The sequence below is a fragment of the Winogradskyella psychrotolerans genome (genome assembly GCF_018860545.1).
Classification (GTDB): Bacteria; Bacteroidota; Bacteroidia; order Flavobacteriales; family Flavobacteriaceae; genus Winogradskyella; species Winogradskyella psychrotolerans_A.
Genome location: NZ_JAHKPN010000031.1, coordinates 102,463 through 122,594, shown reverse-complemented (window position 1 = coordinate 122,594; position 20,132 = coordinate 102,463). Strand labels below are relative to the sequence as shown.

Below are 20,132 nucleotides of genomic sequence, written 5' to 3'. Positions count from 1 at the left end.
GTCGTGTTATTGTTTTAACAGGCTCGTTACATAGGTCTAAAATAAAAAAGTCCTGATAAATATATCAGGACTTTTTAAAATATTATTTAACGTTTTTTAATTACGTCTCTTTCCTCCAGCTTCACTTTTAGATCCTACTCTTGAAACAGCACATCTAAAACCAATATAGTCGGTTGCCATGTCTTGTGGGAAATAGCGGCGTTGTGCTGGATCAATCCAGTACGCTCTATCTCTCCATGAACCACCTTTATAAACTCTCACTTCATCGTTAATTAATGATGTTCTGCTATTAGATTGGTCATATTCTCTAATCATTTTTCCATCAGTAGAATCCATTTCTACTTTATGCTTTGGAGAGTTGTACATTTTACTCGTTGTGCTTTTACTTCCATCAGATTCATCAAAACTTTCTCTGTAATAACGTGAAGAACGCTTATCACCATCTCTAAAGTTTCTGTTATCACTTTGACTGAAGTTAGTTCTTAAGTAGGTTTCTTCTTCATCAACAGGAATTGTTGCAATCTCACCTGGTAAATCTCTAGCAATAATTTTACCATTAGATAATGTGTCGTAAACAATTTCGTCAATAGTTACAATTTTTACTGTACCATCTTCGTTAATTGCGTTTTTAGAATACACGTTACCTCTATAGTAGTTAAAATCATTGAATTCATCATCAACAATAGGTCTGTAAACATCAGCTACCCATTCGGCAACATTACCAGCCATATCATATAAACCGTAATCATTAGGTTGGTATGTTTTAACTTCTGCAGTAATATCAGCACCATCATCAGACCAACCTGCGATTCCACCGTAGTCACCTTTACCTTGTTTAAAGTTCGCTAACTGATCTCCACGGTTAACACGTTTTCCTGATCTTGTATATTGTCCATCCCAAGGATATTTTTTACGTCCTCTATAAACGTTGTACTGACGTAATTCACTCATCCCTAAAGCAGCGTATTCCCACTCAGCTTCAGTTGGTAGTCTGTATTTAACAGGAATCAATCCAGATTCTCTATTCGCATAAACATTAATAGGGTTTCCGTCTGCATCCGTTTGTTGTCTACGTTGACCACCCTCTAATACTTCAGTGTTACCACCGTAAGTTTGAGAAGGAGCATTAATATAGGTGTCTGTACTAAATGTACTTTCTGCGCTTACGTCAGTATATTGAGCATCTCTTTTAATATAACCGGCTTCTTGTAACGATAATTCTGCAACACGGTCAGTTCTCCAATTAGCGTATTCAACTGCTTGGATCCAACTAACACCAACTACAGGATAATCTGCATAACCAGGATGACGTAAATAGTTTTCAGTCATCATTTCGTTATAACCTAAACGATTTCTCCATACTAATGTATCAGGAAGTGCTCCTTTATATATTAAAGCATAGTTAGGATCGTCTGGTGGGTACACATTTTTTAAGTAATCTAAGTAAAATAGATAATTTACATTAGTAACTTCAGTTTCATCCATATAGAATGACTGTATATGCTGTTGATTTGGAGTGTTATTCCAATCGTGCATTGGGTCATCTTGTACTTTACCCATTGTAAAAGTTCCACCTTCTACAAATGCAGTTCCCGGAGGAGTTTCCTGCTCTTTAAATTGGGTGTTGTACTGAAAACCACCTTGTTTGTCGTTGATTTTCCAGCCTGTGGCACTATCTACGTTGCCAGAATTAGAAGAACGATTACAGCTCACAATTGTGGCGCAAAGCGTTACTGCTATTAAAAATTTTAGGTTTGAGACATGTTTCATATCCATACGTTTAAGTAAGCTCGTTTAATTTTAGAGTCGCAATATAACAATTAAAGGTAAACTGACAACTATTTTTTACGTCTAAATGTAAAAAAATGTGCATTTCATCCTTTTTTTTGAGCATAACAACGGATATTTTTCAATTTACCGATGTATTTTGCCCTTTAATAACGAGGCTATAAATAATTTATTGTTGTATTTTTGAAATAAAAATTGTGTCGTCATAATAACGTTCTCTAATCGTCGTTATTCTATAGGGAAATATAAGGTTAATTAACAATATAGATATATCTTGTAATTCTTATTGAGACTAAAAACGAAAATGAATCAATGAAAAATTGCTATTTAATCTCTTTTCTCTTAATTACAATGCTTTCTTTCGGGCAGCAAAAACAATTTGATATTAACTGGGATGGTTATGAAACTTTAGATACTGGTTATAGTAAGGTTGAAGTGCCTGCTTTTGATAAGAATCATTTTAATTATGATGCTAATACCGGTTTAACCTTTTTTGCACAATGGGAAAGTAGTGGGAGTCAAATTGATGAAAATTCAGTTGTTCTAACAAATGTTGCTTACGAGACCATTTCTTCAAGTGATTTAAAAGGCCTCAACCCAGAACTTGTGCCAACAGCACCTAAGTATAATTTATATAATACAAATGCTAGAGGGGTATATAGTCTCTACTTTGAATTAAGTCCTATTATTAAGGATAGAGGTGTTTATAAGAAAATTACAGCATTTACTGTTAACTATAGTGTCGTTTCAGGTCGTTTGACGAATAGTGTGATGGGTGTGACTGAAATTACAAATTCAGTTTTAAGCTCAGGGCAGTGGTATCGCTTTTATATTGAAGACTCAGGTATATTTAAATTATCTAAAAGTTTTATTGATGATTTAGGAGTTAATACCAATTCAATAGATCCGAGAACGATTAAAATTTATGGAAATGGTGGACGTATGTTGCCACTAGAAAATAGTGAGAATTACCCTTTTGATGTTGTTGAAAATGCCGTGAAATTTATTGGAGAGGATGACGGAAGCTTTGATAATGCAGATTATATTCTTTTTTATGGTGAAGGACCTAAAACCTATAGTGAAGAGAGTGATACAAATTTAAACTTATACACAGATAAGACTTATTATTATGTCAATGTAAGTTCTGGGGATGGTAAACGAATTCAAGACATGCCTACTATAGACACTGAACCTAATATTGAAATTGATACCTTTCAAGACTATCAGTTTTATGAGGTTGATGACTATAATCTTGCCAAACTTGGTAGACGTTGGTTTGGTGATGATTTTGATGTTGAAAATCAGCGATCTTATGAGTTTGAGTTTCCAAACCTGATCACTAGTGTTCCTGTAGATTTTAGAATAGCTGTTGGTTCAGTATCCGAAGTGGTGACAAGTATGCAGGTTACAATTAATGGTAGTCAGGTGGCTAATCTAAGTTTAAGTGCTATAAGTACAGGTTCGGTTTTAGGAACGTCAGCGCTTTATAACCAATCACAAAATATAACATCGGATGTTATTACGGTTGATTTTGATTATAACAATAGTGGAAATCCGTCTGCAAATGCTTATCTCGATTATATAAATATTGAAGCCACTCGTGATTTAAGGTATGAAGGAGAGCAACTCGTTTTTAAAAATAAGGACGTCATAACAACACCGGGAATTGCACAATATAATGTTGCAAACGCAAGTAATATTAGAGAAATTTGGGATGTAACGGATCGCTTTAGTGTGAGTGCGGTTGAAAATTCTGATAATTCAAATACATTATCCTTTAAAGCGCAATCCGGAGAGGAAAGAACATATATCGCTTTTTCAAACGCTAACGTTTATGTGCCCAAAACAGATTCTAGGACAACTGTTACGAATCAAAATTTAAAAGGCACAATTTTTACCAACGATGAAGGTCAGTTTGAAGATATTGATTACATCATTTTATCTCCATTTATTTTAATATCACAAGCGGAACGATTAGCTCAGATTAATAGAGATCAATATGATCTTAATGTTAAGGTGGTTGATTTACAAACCGTATATAATGAGTTTAGCACAGGTAGCCAAGATATTGCAGCATTACGTAATTTTATTAAATATGTCTATGATAATGCTAGTACGCCTAGTAAGCGTTTAAAATACCTTTGTTTATTTGGTGATGGTTCTTACGATTATAAAAACCGAATAAGTAATAACACCAACTTAGTGCCTTCGTGGTACACCAATACCAGTTTTAGTTTAACAAGCTCTTTTGTTTCAGATGATTTTTACGCCATGCTAGATGATAATGAAGGAGGGATGACAACTTCAGATCGTATGGATATTGCTGTTGGTAGAATTTTAGCCGAAGATTTACAGCGTGCTACAGAGATGGTAGATAAAATAAATAGTTATTACCAGCCGGAATCTTATGGGAGTTGGAGAAATAATATATTACTTATTTCTGATGATGTGGATGAAGCTTGGGAGCAACGACTACAGCAGACTACAGATGATTTAGGAACGACTTTAGATGAAGAAAAGCCATTTTTAAATGTTATAAAAATACATTCGGATGCCTTTGAGCAAGAATCTTCAGCTGCAGGAAATAGGTACCCTAAAGTAAATGATGCTATAAAGGATGCCATTGAAGTTGGAGCTTTAGTCGTTAATTATTTTGGACATGGAGGTGAAGATGGAATAGCTAAAGAACGAATCTTTGATAAAATCGATTCTCAAGACATTAATAATATATGTAAGTATAATTTGTTTATCACAGTAACTTGTGAATATACCAAGTTTGATGATCCTAATCGAGAAACAGCAGGGGAATATACCTTTTGGAATACAAATGGAGGTGCTATTGGGTTAATTACTACAACACGTCAAATAATAGTGTCGGTAGGTGAATCCCTTAATGAAGTTTTAGACGATTATTTATTCGCTTTTGGATCTAGCGATTATGTATCTATGGGTGAAGCACTGCGATTGACCAAAACAGATGCTAATATATCAGGATCTAGTCAAAAACGATTGGTGTTTTTTATTGGAGATCCTGCCATGAAACTCGCCTTTGCTGAACCAGATATAAGATTAACAAAGGTAAATGATGTAGAAATTACACAGTCCTTAGATGTTTTAAAAGCATTGAGCTACACTAAACTCTCCGGTGAAGTTGTGGATGCAAATGGTAATTTATTATCTAATTATAACGGAACGTTAACTGCTACCGTTTTCGATAAGGAAATTGAACGTCAAACTTTAGCTAATGATGGAGTTACAGATACTGATGGAGAGCTTATTGTGATGGATTTTAATACATTAGGAGAGACCATTTTTAAAGGTCAGGCAAGTGTTGTGAATGGGGTATTTGAATTCGATTTTATAGTGCCAAAAGATATCGGTATTCCTGTCGGTAATGGAAAAGTGAGTTTTTATGCGCAAACAACAAATCCGGTTTCTGACCAAGCTGGTTCTAATTTTGATATTGAAATTGGAGGCATTAATGAAGATGCGCCTTCGGATGATATAGGACCGGTTATTACTCTATATATGAATGATGAAAACTTTGTTTCGGGTGGTATCACAAACGAGTCACCGATTCTATTAGCAAAACTTCATGATGAAAATGGTATTAATACCGCAAGTGGAATTGGACATGATATAACAGCTATTATTGATGGTGATGAAACGAACCCAATAGTATTAAATAACTATTATCAAGCCGACGTGGATGATTATACAAATGGAACAGTGTCGTATCCGTTTAGAGATTTAGAGCCTGGATTACATACGCTGACTTTAAAAGCATGGGATGTTTATAATAATTCTTCTACGGCAGAATTTCAGTTTATGGTTTTTGATGAGGATGAAGAATTAATTATTAATAATGTTTTAAATTATCCCAATCCGTTTGTCAGCTACACAGAGTTCTGGTTTAATCACAACAGTTCAGAACCTTTAGATGTTTCTGTTCAAATTTTTACAATTAGTGGTAAGTTGGTAAGGACTTTAAATGGTCAGACTAGTGCTGACGCATGCTGTTCCAATGGTTCTTCTTCATTATCTCGAAACATTGTATGGGATGGGAGAGACGATTTTGGAGATAAAATAGGAAAAGGGGTGTATGTCTACAAACTAAAAGTAAAATCTAACCGTTTAAATAAACAAGTTGAAAAAATTCAAAAACTTGTCATACTATAATAATAAATTATATTTGCTAACGCATTAATACTATTGAAGTGGTATTAATATTTCAAAAATAGAACATGAAGAAACAGATTATAGCCTTAATGGCTCTTGTTACACTTGGTAACGCTTTTGCCCAAGATGGTACTGTAATAATACCAAACTCTAATGATAGTAGAGTTATCACCACAGGTTTGCCTTTTATGTTAATTGCTCCAGATGCGAGATCGGCTTCTTTAGGAGATATGGGAGTTGCAACTTCTGTAGATGGGTTTTCACAACAATACAATCCTGCAAAATATGTGTTTTCTGAAACGAAGCAAGGTGTGGGGTTAACATACACCCCCTATTTAACACGATTGGTAAACGACATTTCCTTGAGTTATGTGACCTATTTTAATAGAATAAATGATTTCAGTGCTTTTTCTGTAAGTCTTAAGTATTTTTCTTTAGGGGAAATTGTGTTAACTCAAGATGCTAATGATCAAGGTACCGCTGTAAAACCTAATGAGTATGCAATTGATGGTGCGTATACCTTACGACTAGGTGATCAGTTTTCTATGGCTGTAGGCTTGCGTTATATGAGATCTGCATTAAGAATTGGTCAGGTGGACTCTAATGCACAACCAGGAAGCACATTTGGTGCTGATATTACAGGGTATTACCAAAGTGAGGAAGAAGCTTATAATGATTTTAATGGCCGTTGGAGAGCTGGTTTTGCCATTCAAAACTTAGGTCCGAAATTTAAATATGATGATGGTGGTAATGATGTGTTTCAGCCAACAAATTTAAGATTAGGTGCAGGTTTTGATTTTATATTTGATCAATATAATACACTGTCAGTAACAGGTGAAGTGACTAAATATTTGGTGCCTACGCCTCCTATTTATGGTAAAGAATATAACTACGACGATGAGAATGGAAATGGGATGTACGATGAGGGAGAAGAATATGATAATCCTATTAGTGATACTGATATTATAATGGAAGGTCAAGATCCTGATGTTAGTTTTTTAAATGGTGTTTTTCAGTCGTTTAGTGATGCTCCAGGAGGTTTCAGTGAAGAGCTTAGAGAATTTACTTGGGCACTGAGTGCAGAATACACTTATCAAGATAATTTTTCATTTAGAACAGGATATTTTAACGAAGCAGATGATAAAGGTGCACGTAAGTTTTTTGCCCTTGGAGCAGGATTTAAATACACAACTATAAATGTCGATCTATCCTATTTATTTTCAGCGTCTAAAATTCAGAGTCCGTTAGAAAACACCTTACGTTTTTCTCTAACCTTTAATTTTGGTGATGGAGAATATGATGAATATTAAAATTTATTACTAAATTGAGATATCAAAAACTATTGTTTATTAAAAGCAATAGTTTTTTTGTCTAAAATAAACAGCAAACTATGAAGGAAGTCAAAATAGAAACCACATTACAAGTCTATGATGATATGAACGAGCTTCCTAAAGCCATTCAGAACTTAATGAATACTGCAATAGAAGCTAGAGATAACGCTTATGCACCTTATTCAAAATTTAATGTAGGAGCTGCTATTTTACTCGATAATAGTATTGTGGTTATCGGAAGTAACCAAGAAAATGCATGCTTTCCTTCTGGTTTATGTGCAGAACGTACAGCTATATATTATGCAGGTGCAAAATATCCAAAGGCCAAAATTTTAAAAATGGCTATCACAGCTTCATCTCAAAACCAAGTTACGGATAAACCGATTCCGCCATGCGGAGCTTGCCGACAATCAATTGCAGAATACGAAATAAAACAAGATCAACCCATTGAAATATACTTCATGGGAGCGCAAGGCAAGGTGGTAAAATCAAACTCCTTAGCTAATTTATTACCACTTCTTTTTGAAAGTTCAGTATTATAAGCTATTTGTTGAAAAAAAATCAGTAATCTTCTTTTTTTTTACGATATACTACTTCTTCATTATTGTCTAAAGTGTTATTTTTGTTATTCGATTTAAAGAACTCATCAAGAAATGCAAAAAATAACCAAAGAAGTTTACCTAAAGTGGTACGAGGACATGTTATTCTGGCGTAAGTTTGAAGACAAACTTGCCGCAGTTTACATTCAACAAAAAGTTAGAGGATTCCTTCATTTATATAATGGACAAGAGGCGGTATTAGCAGGTGCTTTACATGCTATGGATTTAACCAAGGACAAAATGATTACCGCATATCGTAATCACGTTCAACCAATTGGTATGGGTGTTGACCCGAAGCGTGTGATGGCTGAATTGTTTGGAAAAGCAACAGGAACGTCGCAAGGTCTTGGTGGATCTATGCACATTTTCTCAAAGGAACATCGTTTTTATGGTGGTCATGGTATTGTAGGTGGACAAATTCCTTTAGGTGCAGGTATTGCATTTGGTGATAAATATCACGATAAAGATGCTGTAACGATTTGTTGTTTTGGTGATGGAGCTGCAAGACAAGGTTCATTACACGAAACATTTAACTTAGCAATGCTTTGGAATTTACCCGTTGTATTTGTTTGTGAAAACAACGGTTATGCCATGGGAACTTCGGTTGCTCGTACAGCAAACCATACAGATGTTTGGAAGCTTGGTCTTGGCTATGATATGCCTTCAGGACCAGTAGATGGTATGAACCCTATTAAAGTTGCTGAAGCTTTTGATGAAGCTATCCAACGTGCAAGAAAAGGTGGTGGCCCATCGTTCTTAGAGGTTAAAACCTACCGTTATAGAGGTCACTCCATGTCTGATGCACAGCACTACAGAACAAAAGATGAAGTTGCTGAGTACAAAAAAATTGACCCAATAACACAAGTGAAAGATATTATTCTTGAAAATGAATATGCTTCAGAAGCAGATTTAAAAGTTATTGATAAGAGAGTGAAGCAACTTGTTTCGGAGTGTGAGAAATTCGCAGATGAGTCTCCATATCCTGAAAAGAATGTGATGTACGATGTTGTATACGAACAAGAAGATTACCCATTTATAGACCACAAAATTAAGTAAGCTATGGCAGAAGTAATAAATATGCCACGTTTAAGTGACACCATGGAGGAAGGAACAGTTGCTTCTTGGTTAAAAAACGTTGGTGACAAAGTTGAAGAAGGAGATATTTTAGCTGAAATTGAAACTGATAAAGCAACTATGGAGTTCGAATCTTTTAACGAAGGAACGCTATTGCATATTGGTATTCAGGAAGGTGAAACCGCAAAAGTAGATACGCTTTTAGCCATTATTGGTGATGAAGGTGAAGATATTTCTAGCTATTTAAATGGAAGTGCTACTGAAGCAGCTGATGAAAAAGAAGAGGTGGCTGAGCGTACAGCTGAAGCATCTTCAGAGGAAGAGCCTAGTGAGACTTCTGAATTACCAGAAGGAGTTACTGTGGTGACCATGCCACGTTTAAGTGATACCATGGAAGAAGGGACTGTTGCCACATGGTTAAAGAAAGTTGGTGATGAGGTTGAAGAAGGAGATATTCTCGCTGAAATAGAAACGGATAAGGCGACCATGGAATTTGAATCATTCCAATCAGGACACTTATTATTTATTGGTTTAGAAGAGGGTGAATCGGCTAAGGTAGATTCATTATTAGCGATTATTGGTCCTGAAGGAACTGATGTCTCTAGTATCGCAAAAAACTTTAAATTAGATAATGGTGAAGCTAAAAAAGAAGCAAAACCAGAACCTAAAAAAGAGGCTCCAAAAGCAGAACCTAAGAAAGCAGACGTAAAGAAGGAGGCTCCTAAAGCAGCACCTTCCGTTTCGAAAGAAACGGCTACTTCAGGACGTATTTTTGCATCTCCGTTAGCTAAAAAAATGGCTGATGAAAAAGGAGTTAATTTGAGTCAAGTTAAAGGAACAGGCGAAAACGGTAGAATTGTAAAGAAAGATATCGAAAACTTTACACCTGCTGCTCAAGGAGCTTCCGTCGGTAAATTTGTTGCCACTGGTCAAGAAGATTTTGATGAGGTACCAAACTCTAATATGCGTAAAGCGATTGCTAAAAACTTGGCGAAATCCAAATTTACAGCACCACATTATTATTTAAATGTGGAGTTTGATATGGAGAACGCGATTGCATTTAGAATGCAGTATAATTCTATTCCAGACACTAAGATTTCATACAACGATATGATTGTAAAGGCATGTGCTTTAGCTTTAAAGCAACATCCGCAAGTCAACTCGCAATGGTTTGATGATAGAATGCAACTAAACAACCACGTACATATTGGTGTAGCAGTTGCGGTACCAGATGGTTTATTAGTACCTGTAGTTAAATTTGCGAATGAGCAAAGCTTACCTCAAATTGGTGCCGCTGTTAGAGAATTTGCAGGTAAAGCTAGAAATAAAAAATTAGCATTAGATGAAATGGAAGGTAGTACATTTACCGTTTCTAATTTAGGAATGTTTGGTATTGATAGTTTTACATCTATTATCAATCAACCTAATTCAGCTATTTTATCTGTTGGAAATATTGTTGAAAAACCAGTGGTTAAAAACGGACAGATTGTTGTCGGTAATACCATGCAACTGTGCTTAGCTTGTGATCACAGAACTGTAGATGGAGCAACAGGAGCACAATTCCTTCAAACATTAAAAGGGTATATTGAAAACCCAGTAACAATGTTAGTATAAAAAAATGTCAATCTGAGCGTAGCCAAGAATCTAAATAATATAATCCTGATTTGATAATTTTTCGAATCAGGATTTTTTATATTTAAACACAAATTTATTTTATGAAGAGATTTATCCCATTTTTTATTGTATTACTTATTTATAGCTGTAAAACTAGCGTAAAATCTGAGTCCGAGTCAATTAGCATTACCAGTACAGAATTAGAATCTATGGTGACTTATTTGGCATCTGATGAATTAATTGGTCGAGATACGGGTTCTGAAGGTATTGATAAAGCAGCACATTATTTAGAAAATCAATTAAAGTCATATAATGTAAAGCCATATTTCGAAACGTATAGAGACCCATTTAAGGTTGGTGAATTAGACGCTTTCAATGTTGTTGGCGTCATAGAAGGCAATGATGCGGTTTTAAAAGATGAATTTGTCATTATTGGTGCGCACTATGATCATATCGGTATTTCAAAGAAAATAGTAGAAAATGATTCTATCGCTAATGGTGCGAATGATAATGCGGCAGGTACAAGTTCTGTTTTGGCTATGGCAAAATATTTTGCGGCTAAAAAGAACAATAAACGCAGTTTGATGTTTGTATTTTTTTCAGCTGAAGAAAAAGGATTGTTAGGCTCTAAACACTTGGCAGAGAAATTAAAGTCAGAAAATTTAGATCTCTATAGCATGGTGAATATGGAAATGATTGGTGTACCTTTTGTAGATAGAGATTATGTTGCTTTCGTTACAGGCTATGGTAAATCTAATATGGCGAGTAAAATGAATGAGTACTTAGGGTCTAATATACTGGGGTTTTCAGAAATTTCAAAAAAGTATAACTTGTTCCGACAATCCGATAATTTCGCATTTTATGATGCATTTAAGCTTCCTTGTCACACCATTTCGTCCTGCGACTTATCTAATTACGATTATTATCATCATGTTGATGATGAAGCTGACAAATTGGATTATCAGCACATGGCAGATTTAATTAATAGGATTATTCCTGGCATAGAGAAAATGAGTAATACAGCAACTAAGGAAATTGTTTTAAATGATGAGTAAAAATATAATAGTTACAGGAACAAGTCGTGGAATAGGGTTTGAATTGGTTCATTTATTAGCTAATCTAGGTCATAACGTTTTAGCATTATCTCGAAATGCAAAGCCAATAACGAATCTGCATTTTGACAATATTTCATCATTTGCATTCGATTTATGTAATGATGCTGATTATCAAAAAGTAACCGACTTTATTAAAAACGAATGGAAGCATGTTGATGTTTTAATCAATAATGCGGGTGCCATTATTAACAAACCGTTTGCTGAAACTACCTTTAAAGATTTTCAAAAAATTTACCAAACCAATGTGTTTGGTGTATCAGAATTAACGCGTACGGTTTTACCATTTATGCAAGGTGATAGTCATGTGGTGACCATTAGCTCCATGGGAGGTATTCAAGGCAGTATGAAATTCCCAGGCTTATCAGCTTACAGTTCTAGTAAAGGAGCTGTAATTACAATGACCGAATTATTAGCGGAAGAGTTTAAGGAAACGGGACCACAATTTAATGTATTAGCGTTAGGAGCAGTACAAACCGAAATGTTAGAAGAAGCATTTCCTGGCTACATAGCACCAACGACAGCTATAGAAATGGCGAGATATATTCAAGATTTTGCTTTAACAGGAAACAAATATTATAACGGCAAAGTGTTGCAGGTTTCTAATTCTACTCCTTAGTCCGATTTAGAGGTCTTCAAACCGTTTAAGTTTATTCTGAGTCAGTGTTAATTCAGATTTCAAATAGTCGATTTTTTCTAAAAGGTTAAAAACAGTATCGATGCCTTCAAAATTAAGTTGAAGATCTTGATGCAAGCGAATCATTTTTTCTAAATCTGCAATTTTGTCCTGATGTATGCAGTAGGTCTGTTCTACACTAATAAATTCAATTAGTCCATAGTCATTTAATCCATTAAAAAAAGACATTTCAATTTGGTAATGCGTACATAGACTAGGTAACGGTATGAGATGTGAGTTTTGCATAGCTATTGTAATTTTGCCAGTTCTTCAAAAAGTTCTTTTTCTTTATCGGACAGTTTTTTAGGTAATTCAATGTTATAGGTAATATACAAATCACCAAATTGTCCATCTTTCTTATAAACAGGAAAGCCTTTACCTTTCAGTTTTACTTGAGTACCGTTTTGTGTGAGTGGTTTTAAATTCAATTTTACTTTACCATCAAATGTGTCAATCGTAACATCTCCTCCAAGAACCGCTTTGTATAAATCGAGATTTACCGTTTTATATAAATTGGATCCGTCACGTTTAAAAGCAGTAGTGTTGGTAATAATGAATTCTATTAGTAAATCTCCATGAGGTCCACCATTTCTACCTTCTCCACCTTTACCTTTTATTTTAATGATTTGACCATTGGTAATTCCGGCAGGTATGGTTAGGCGTATATTTTTTCCATTAACTGTTAATACGCGTTTTTCTATAATATAAACATCTTTTAGGTCTAATTGTAATTGCGCATTAAAGTCTTGACCTCTAAACTTTGTAGTTCTACTTCTGTTATCAAACCCACCTCCAAACATGGATTCAAAGAAATCGGAGTAGTCACCATCTCCAAAACCTTGAGAGCCTGACGAATGTTGATAGTGTTGTTGAGACTGACGTTGTTGTTTCTGCTGTTCTCTAGCTTGCTCGTAGGCTTCACCATGTTGCCAATTTTCTCCGTATTGATCGTATTTTTTTCGATTTTCATCGTCACTTAATACTTCATTAGCTTCGTTAACTTTTTTAAATTGTAATTCAGCGTCTTTGTCGTTGGGGTTTAAGTCCGGGTGATACTTTCTCGCCAATTTTCGGTAGGCTTTTTTTATATCGGCTTTGGTAGCAGTTTTCTCTACTCCAAGAATCTTGTAATAGTCAATAAATGCCATAATTTTGAGTATTAAATAGCGTCTAGCTAAGTTAACGTTTTTTTAGCTAAAGTTCAAGATCGTCATTGTATTTATTAACGGATTAAAATGTGTCTGAAGTCTATAGTAATTAGCTTGTCCGAATATACCATCCTGTGTTATTATTGTAAAAGTTAATGGAATGTTAAAGCTAATTTTTATATTTATAAAAAAAATGTCATATGGTTAAAAAACTACACGATCTAAAACTATACGGTATCATTATTTTACTAATGATTTTTATGATTGAAAATGGATATACTCAGGTATTTAATCATGTAGAAAATATTGTTGGTCTGAGTGTTCTTGAGGATAATAATGGAGTAGCCGTTGCAGATTATGATGGGGATAATGATTTAGATGTATTTGTGGTTGCAAAGGCGAAAGATGATCCCAGTAGTCCTAAAACATTCAGCCGCTTGTTTCAAAATAATAATGATGGCACGTTTACAGATGTCACCGATGTAGCAGGTTTTGTTGATTTATTAACTCAAGAAGAAGGAGGTAGTCAGTATTTTGGGTTAGACGGTAACAAAAGCGGTGCGTTTTGGGGAGATTTTAATAATGATGGCTTTCCAGATTTATTTTTAACAAATTCACTTAAACTGCAATTATGGAAAAACTTAGGAGATGGAACATTTTTAAATATTACCGATAGTGCAGGTTTTCAGCCCACTTTGTTTTGTCGATATACTGGCGCAACTTGGTTTGATTATAATAATGACGGTTTGTTAGATATTTATATTAATGACTGGAATGGTTGTGGTAGTAACCAGTTCTATAGAAATAATGGTAATGAAACGTTTACGGATGCTACAATGGCAACCGGGCTTTTTACTACTGAAGGTAGAGCGAGTTTTACCGCACTACCGTTCGATTTTAATGAAGATGGTTTTATGGATTTATTGGTTTCAAATGATTTAAGTAAAGCTAATTATCTATATATAAATAATAATGGTAATACATTTACCGATGAAGCTTTGAGTTATGGGGCAAATACGATGGGAGATGATATGGGTATTGCCATGAGTGATTATAACAAGGATGGTGATTTTGATGTACTAGTAACGACTATAGATCAGAATTTTCTACTCGATAATAATGGTGACAATACATTTACAGAAATGGCAAGTGAGTTTACATTCAGTAATACTGGATGGTCTTGGGGAGTTAAATTTTCAGATTTTGATCTCGATGGTGACGAAGATTTATTTGTAGCGAATGGCTATGATTTCGGAGACAGATATGCAGAGCCCAACTTTTATTTTAAAAGTAGTTTTGCCAATGGAGGAAACAATTTTGAAGATGTATCTTCTGAGTTACATTTAAACGAAGTTACGATTAGTGTAGAAGCTCTTGATTGGGATTATGACAATGATGGTGACGTTGATTTATTTTTAACCAACAGTAATGGGCCCTCTTTTTTATATGAAAACAAAACTTTAAATTTCGACACTACAATTCCAGAGGCACACTTTTTTAAATTACAATTAGAAGGCACAATCTCTAATAGAGATGCGATAGGTACAATCGTTACCTTAACAACTGCAGATGGGGCTTTAAAACGATATTATTCTGGTGTTGGTGTATTAGGACAAAGTTTACAGGCTGTTCATTTTGGTTTGGGAGATGCAGATAATGTACTCTCATTGGAAATAAAATGGCCTTCTGGTATAGTTGAAACCTACCTTGATTTAAACGTTGATTCTACTATAAAAGCGACGGAGGGTGAAGGTTATCAAGAATTAAATATCATTCCCAGTCAAAAGATTTATGGATGTACAGACCCGTTGTCCTGTAATTATAATCCAGAGGCAACCTTGTCAGATGACACTTGCACATATCTAGAATCAAATGAAATAACAGGAAGTTTAGCTTCTTCCTTTTTAGCTACTGAAACTTATAATTATAGCCTAGGGAGTGAATCTACAGCAAATTGGGTCGTTTCAGGCGGTGAGATAATGAGTGGTCAAGGAACAGATACTGTAACGGTAAAATGGCATTTAGAAGAATCAGGTACAGTGTCAGTTGAAGAAGTTAGCGAACAATGTAGCAGTTTGCAAACCTCAATTCAAGTAAGTTTAGGAGTTGATAATCTTCCTGAAGATATATCTATAGCGCGTTTATGGAATGAGGCGCTGCTCGAAGCAATTAGAAAGGACTATGCAAGACCAACTATTCATGCTAGAAACTTATTTCATACAAGCGTTGCCATGTATGATATTTGGGCCATTTATGATGACGTTGCTGCTCCTTATTTAATAGGAAATACTGTACATGGATTTAGCAGTACTTTAGACGATTTTATTCCAGCAGAAAGTAAAGAAGAATCTCAAAAAATTGCTATAAGTTTTGCGATGTACCGTCTGTTATCTCATCGTTTTCAAAATTCTCCAAATGTTGAAGTTACTCAAGCGAGATTCGATTTGTTAATGGATAAATTGGGCTATAATATGACATATTCATCCTTGCTTTATGAAAATGGGAGAGCAGCAGCTTTAGGTAATTATGTTGCGCAAACGTTAATAGATTATGGTTTGCAAGATGGGTCAAGAGAGGCTTCAGGGTATAATAATGCTTATTATGAACCTGTAAATGCACCTTATGCTTTAGATTTGCTGACTCACCCTCCAATTAACGATCCAAATAGATGGGAGCCATTAAGCTTAGAGACTTATATTGACCAAAGCGGGAATATTATAGATGGTAGTGTGCCTCCGTTTTTAAGTCCAGAATGGGGTAATGTATCTTCTTTTGCTTTAACCGATGAAGATAAAATTGCATATGATAGAGATGGAGACATATATAATGTGTATCATGACCCTTCAGATCCACCATATATAAGCACGACAGAAAATACTTCAGAAAGTGAAGCTTATAAATGGGGATTCTCTATGGTGTCAATATGGCAATCGCATTTAGACCCCACTGATAATGTCATGTGGGACATATCACCTAAGTCTATCGGGAATGTGGATATAAGTTCATTTCCTATGAGCTTTAATGATTATCCAGATTATTATGATTTTATTGAAGGTGGTGCAAATAGTCAAGGCCATGCCATCAATCCGGTTACAGGAAGTCCATACGCGTCTAATATGGTGCCTCGTGGTGATTATACCAGAGTGTTAGCTGAATTTTGGGCAGATGGTCCAGACTCTGAAACTCCACCAGGTCATTGGTTTACCTTGTTGAATTATGTGAGCGATCATCCACAATTTGAAAAGCGTTTTAAAGGCGAAGGTGATATTTTAGATCCGCTAGAATGGGATGTAAAATCTTATTTTATTTTAGGAGGAGGTATGCATGATGCAGCAATTTCAGCATGGAGTATAAAAGGATGGTACGATTATATTAGACCTATATCTGCACTTCGGTATATGGCAACACAAGGTCAGAGTACCGATCCATCACTAGACAATTATAGTGTTTCTGGAATAGAATTAGTTGATGGCTATATTGAAGTGGTTGAAGAAGGTGATCCGTTAGCTGGAGTTTTAGACATAAACGTTGGAAAAATAAAATTATACACTTGGAAAGGTCACGATTATATAAGTAATACAGAAACAGACCAAGCTGGAGTCGGATGGATTTTAGCTGAAAATTGGTATCCCTACCAAAGACCAACATTTGTAACGCCTCCTTTTGCGGGCTTTGTATCAGGGCATTCTACATATTCTAGAACAGCTTCTGAATTAATGACCTTTATGACGGGAGATGAATTCTTCCCAGGAGGTATAGCAGAATTTGTAGCAAAAAAGAATGAGTTTTTGGTGTTTGAAGAAGGACCATCACAAGATGTTGTTTTGCAATGGGCAACATATAGAGATGCATCCAATCAAACAAGTTTAAGTCGAATTTGGGGAGGAATACACCCGCCTGCAGATGATATTCCTGGACGATTTATTGGTCAAGCTGTAGCTGAAGCGACCTTTAGTTTTGCGATTCCTTATTTTGAAGGAGAGGTTTTACATATTAATGAAGTAACTTCAGAAATTGGAGTGTACCCAAACCCAACCACGAATAGAGAACTAAATATTTCGAGTACAAATTCAAATGATGTTATTCAGGTATTTGATATGGGAGGACGAAAATTAGAACTACAAAGTAGACGTTATGATGCACTAACAAACACAACGACTATAAAGTTAACGGCTGCAGAAACAGGTTTATATTTGTTGAAAGTGAATGCGTATTCTAAAATGATTGTGGTGAATAATTAATCCTTATAGCTCGTAAAATCAATTTTAATTGAAGTTTTAGTTTGCCCTTCAATAGTTACGTTTTGCTTATGCATGATAGCTTTTAGTGTGTCTTTTATTTCGGAATTACCCTGTTTTAAAATATATCTGAAATTAATATGAGTAATAGAATCATTTAAGGATTCTAGGTTTCCTATTTGTTGTATGTCAGTAATTGTGGGAAAATTATGGTTGTCTAAGTTGTCTAAAATTAAATTCTTAATAATTACTGAACTAGATAGTTTAGTCGTCTCAAAATCTGAATTCTTTTCAGTTAAGTAAACCAAATCATAACTGTCTTGTAGTTTTTCTTCAATTAGATTCAATTCATTGAAATTTGATTTTTCAATATCCAAAGCACTTATGGCGTTTATTTCTGAATCATCCATTTCTGAGTGTTCCATAGATTTCTCATTAGTAGCAGTATTACAGCTAAATAATACGAGAATTAAAAGAGTTAAATAGCGTTTCATTCTACAATAAATTTAAGTTTCACAATTTTACCATTACTATAAGTTTTGCTTAAAATTTTCATGTGTTTTAAACTTTTAGTAGGAGTTGTGAGTTTATTAATAAATTCATTTTTGGTATATAATTCTATACCTACATTATTGGGAAAGATTTGATAAATCAATGCATCTTTAGAAAAAATAGTGTCAAGATTCGCTCTGTGTGCTTTCCAATCTATGATATTTTTACTAGAATAATAATTGAGCATCAAGGCATAATCATCTGTATTTAATTTTATGTTACCATTGTTAATGTTGTTAATAGATTTTACAATGGTGTCTGTTTTATGATAAGGAGATTGTACTACAAATTTTATATAATCTGCTTTGGTTGTATAATTGAAACAGCCGCTAGTATCAGATTTTATATATGTTGGAGTGTCATTGGTGTTCAATATTTTTATGTCTAAACCTATAGTATTAATAGGTTGTCCTTTAATATCGTCAATAAAGCAAATTGTATAGGTGTGACTTCTGTTCATGATCCAAACACCACCTAATATTATACATAGCAGTATGGGGAATACAAAGAATTTTAATGTTTTCGTTTTATGATTAGCGGATTTACTATTCTTGATTTTAAAATCTGACCAACTTTTAAAACCAACATAAGTACTTAGTAAATTAAGCATGTCTATTCTCGGTAACTTATCAGCATCATTCTTAAAATAGGTGTAAAACCATTTTTCACTGACTCTTGCTTTTACACTATCTAATAAATCTTCTTGAAACAATACAATTTCATTTCCACTCCAATCTTTAACCGATTTAGGCGCATTATGAGACTTAAGAAATGTTTTTATAACCAATTCTTTAAGAGAAGTGAAAAGTTTTAAGTCCTTAGATATCAATAGGTGGTTGTTTTTAGATACTTGATTTTTAATAGTGTAAGTGTTTTACAATGGCTTTACAACAGCTTTACAACTAGTGATTCGTGTCTTCATATAGATTTGATTGAAATCTTAAAAATAAAACATTATGAAACGTAAATCATTAAAAACAACATTAATCTTATGTGCTATAGCGATACTTTTAGTTGCATGCCAGCAATCCGAATCATCCGAAAACTTTGCTTTAAAAAGTGTAGATGTTGAAACGGATTTTGAAGCGATTAAAACTGATGACGTCGAATTTGAGAGCAAATCTAAACCACAATTGAAAAATTTAAAAATTATAAAATCAGCTAATGTAAGATACAAAGTAAAAAATGTAAAAATTGCTACGGAACGGGTAAAACGTATTTCTCAGGCTTATAATTCCTATATTTCAGATTTACGATTTGAAAATAATCTATATAAAAAAGAGAATCGATTCACATTAAAAGTGCCTTCCAAGGATTTTGATATTATCATGGACTCCATAAGTAGTGTTGCTGAATTTATAGCGTATGAAAATATAACGACCAAAGACGTTACTTCAGAATTTATAGATGTTACAGCGCGTTTGAAAACTAAACTAGAAGTTAAGGAACGCTACGAAAACATTCTTAGATCTAAAGCCAATAGTGTGGAAGATTTATTAGATGTTGAAGAAAAACTACAACGTATTCAAGAAGAAATTGAATCAAGTCAAGGTCAAATTAAATACTTAACAAATAAGGTGGCGTTTAGCACCATTCAAATCGATTTGTATGAAACCGTAGAATACAAAGAGGAACCAGAGCACTACAAGAAAACGTTTATAGCTGAAATAAAAGAAGGTTTTACTTCTGGTTGGGATGTCTTAAAATTAGTTTTTATTGGATTAGTCTATATTTGGCCTTTTATTGTTATCGGAATGGTAGCTTTTATTTTGATTAGAAAAAGAGTGAAAAAATAATAATTTAACCCTTATTTTTACATCA

14 protein-coding genes are annotated in these 20,132 nt (G+C 34.3%); 9 read left to right on the top strand and 5 right to left on the bottom strand.

Features of this window, described 5'->3' with window-relative positions:
* Positions 1-96: 96 nt before the first annotated feature.
* Complete coding sequence (gldJ, locus tag KO515_RS11310) at positions 97-1,776, bottom strand: gliding motility lipoprotein GldJ (protein ID WP_215936454.1); 1,680 nt, start codon at positions 1,774-1,776, stop codon at positions 97-99.
* Between the two features lie 324 nt (positions 1,777-2,100).
* Here gldJ and porU point away from each other — a divergent pair, with 324 nt between their 5' ends.
* The 7 genes from porU (at position 2,101) to KO515_RS11275 (ending at position 12,316) form a co-directional block, all read left to right on the top strand.
* The gene (porU, locus tag KO515_RS11305) at positions 2,101-5,967 is read left to right on the top strand and encodes a type IX secretion system sortase PorU (protein ID WP_215936453.1); all 3,867 of its coding nucleotides are present in this window, start codon (positions 2,101-2,103) and stop codon (positions 5,965-5,967) included.
* A gap of 65 nt (positions 5,968-6,032) precedes the next feature.
* Entirely contained in the window at positions 6,033-7,277 is a 1,245-nt protein-coding gene (porV, locus tag KO515_RS11300) for a type IX secretion system outer membrane channel protein PorV (RefSeq protein ID WP_215936452.1), read from the top strand.
* Between the two features lie 80 nt (positions 7,278-7,357).
* Positions 7,358-7,840, top strand: coding sequence for a cytidine deaminase (locus KO515_RS11295; protein ID WP_215936451.1), 483 nt, complete (start codon positions 7,358-7,360; stop codon positions 7,838-7,840).
* 111 nt (positions 7,841-7,951) lie between these two features.
* Positions 7,952-8,953 (top strand): pyruvate dehydrogenase (acetyl-transferring) E1 component subunit alpha, encoded by a 1,002-nt coding sequence (gene pdhA, locus KO515_RS11290; RefSeq protein WP_215936450.1) that lies wholly within the window; start codon positions 7,952-7,954, stop codon positions 8,951-8,953.
* A gap of 3 nt (positions 8,954-8,956) precedes the next feature.
* On the top strand, positions 8,957-10,585 hold the full coding sequence (locus KO515_RS11285; RefSeq protein WP_215936449.1) for a pyruvate dehydrogenase complex dihydrolipoamide acetyltransferase: 1,629 nt from the start codon (positions 8,957-8,959) through the stop codon (positions 10,583-10,585).
* Positions 10,586-10,686: 101 nt separating this feature from the next.
* Positions 10,687-11,640, top strand: a complete 954-nt coding sequence (locus tag KO515_RS11280) for a M20/M25/M40 family metallo-hydrolase (RefSeq protein WP_215936448.1) — start codon at positions 10,687-10,689, stop codon at positions 11,638-11,640.
* Positions 11,633-12,316 carry an SDR family NAD(P)-dependent oxidoreductase gene (locus KO515_RS11275; protein ID WP_215936447.1) on the top strand — a complete coding sequence of 228 codons (684 nt, stop codon included), beginning with the start codon at positions 11,633-11,635 and terminating at the stop codon, positions 12,314-12,316. The genes KO515_RS11280 and KO515_RS11275 overlap by 8 nt, the downstream gene beginning before the upstream one ends.
* Before the next feature lie 6 nt (positions 12,317-12,322).
* On the opposite strand, the gene KO515_RS11270 is transcribed toward KO515_RS11275, so the two are convergent.
* Positions 12,323-12,619, bottom strand: coding sequence for a chaperone modulator CbpM (locus tag KO515_RS11270; protein WP_215936446.1), 297 nt, complete (start codon positions 12,617-12,619; stop codon positions 12,323-12,325).
* Positions 12,620-12,621: 2 nt separating this feature from the next.
* Positions 12,622-13,521, bottom strand: coding sequence for a DnaJ C-terminal domain-containing protein (locus KO515_RS11265; protein WP_215936445.1), 900 nt, complete (start codon positions 13,519-13,521; stop codon positions 12,622-12,624).
* Between the two features lie 200 nt (positions 13,522-13,721).
* On the opposite strand from KO515_RS11265, the gene KO515_RS11260 reads away from it, so the two are divergent.
* Positions 13,722-17,762 (top strand): FG-GAP-like repeat-containing protein, encoded by a 4,041-nt coding sequence (locus tag KO515_RS11260; protein WP_215936444.1) that lies wholly within the window; start codon positions 13,722-13,724, stop codon positions 17,760-17,762.
* Here KO515_RS11260 and KO515_RS11255 read toward each other — a convergent pair.
* Positions 17,759-18,253 (bottom strand): hypothetical protein, encoded by a 495-nt coding sequence (locus tag KO515_RS11255; RefSeq protein WP_215936443.1) that lies wholly within the window; start codon positions 18,251-18,253, stop codon positions 17,759-17,761. The genes KO515_RS11260 and KO515_RS11255 overlap by 4 nt on opposite strands.
* On the bottom strand, positions 18,250-19,140 hold the full coding sequence (locus tag KO515_RS11250) for a hypothetical protein (protein ID WP_215936442.1): 891 nt from the start codon (positions 19,138-19,140) through the stop codon (positions 18,250-18,252). Before KO515_RS11250 ends, KO515_RS11255 begins: the two co-directional genes overlap by 4 nt.
* A gap of 127 nt (positions 19,141-19,267) precedes the next feature.
* Here KO515_RS11250 and KO515_RS11245 point away from each other — a divergent pair, with 127 nt between their 5' ends.
* Complete coding sequence (locus KO515_RS11245) at positions 19,268-20,107, top strand: DUF4349 domain-containing protein (RefSeq protein ID WP_215936441.1); 840 nt, start codon at positions 19,268-19,270, stop codon at positions 20,105-20,107.
* Positions 20,108-20,132 lie beyond the last annotated feature (25 nt).

Excerpts from the sequence above, each read along its gene's own strand:
- gldJ (WP_215936454.1), bottom strand. The coding sequence starts at position 1,776 with ATGGATATGAAACATGTCTCAAACCTAAAATTTTTAATAGCAGTAACG.
- pdhA (WP_215936450.1), top strand. The coding sequence starts at position 7,952 with ATGCAAAAAATAACCAAAGAAGTTTACCTAAAGTGGTACGAGGACATG.
- KO515_RS11245 (WP_215936441.1), top strand. The coding sequence starts at position 19,268 with ATGAAACGTAAATCATTAAAAACAACATTAATCTTATGTGCTATAGCG.
- porU (WP_215936453.1), top strand. The coding sequence starts at position 2,101 with ATGAAAAATTGCTATTTAATCTCTTTTCTCTTAATTACAATGCTTTCT.
- KO515_RS11280 (WP_215936448.1), top strand. The coding sequence starts at position 10,687 with ATGAAGAGATTTATCCCATTTTTTATTGTATTACTTATTTATAGCTGT.
- KO515_RS11255 (WP_215936443.1), bottom strand. The coding sequence starts at position 18,253 with ATGAAACGCTATTTAACTCTTTTAATTCTCGTATTATTTAGCTGTAAT.
- KO515_RS11295 (WP_215936451.1), top strand. The coding sequence starts at position 7,358 with ATGAAGGAAGTCAAAATAGAAACCACATTACAAGTCTATGATGATATG.
- KO515_RS11265 (WP_215936445.1), bottom strand. The coding sequence starts at position 13,521 with ATGGCATTTATTGACTATTACAAGATTCTTGGAGTAGAGAAAACTGCT.
- porV (WP_215936452.1), top strand. The coding sequence starts at position 6,033 with ATGAAGAAACAGATTATAGCCTTAATGGCTCTTGTTACACTTGGTAAC.
- KO515_RS11270 (WP_215936446.1), bottom strand. The coding sequence starts at position 12,619 with ATGCAAAACTCACATCTCATACCGTTACCTAGTCTATGTACGCATTAC.
- KO515_RS11275 (WP_215936447.1), top strand. The coding sequence starts at position 11,633 with ATGAGTAAAAATATAATAGTTACAGGAACAAGTCGTGGAATAGGGTTT.
- KO515_RS11260 (WP_215936444.1), top strand. The coding sequence starts at position 13,722 with ATGGTTAAAAAACTACACGATCTAAAACTATACGGTATCATTATTTTA.
- KO515_RS11285 (WP_215936449.1), top strand. The coding sequence starts at position 8,957 with ATGGCAGAAGTAATAAATATGCCACGTTTAAGTGACACCATGGAGGAA.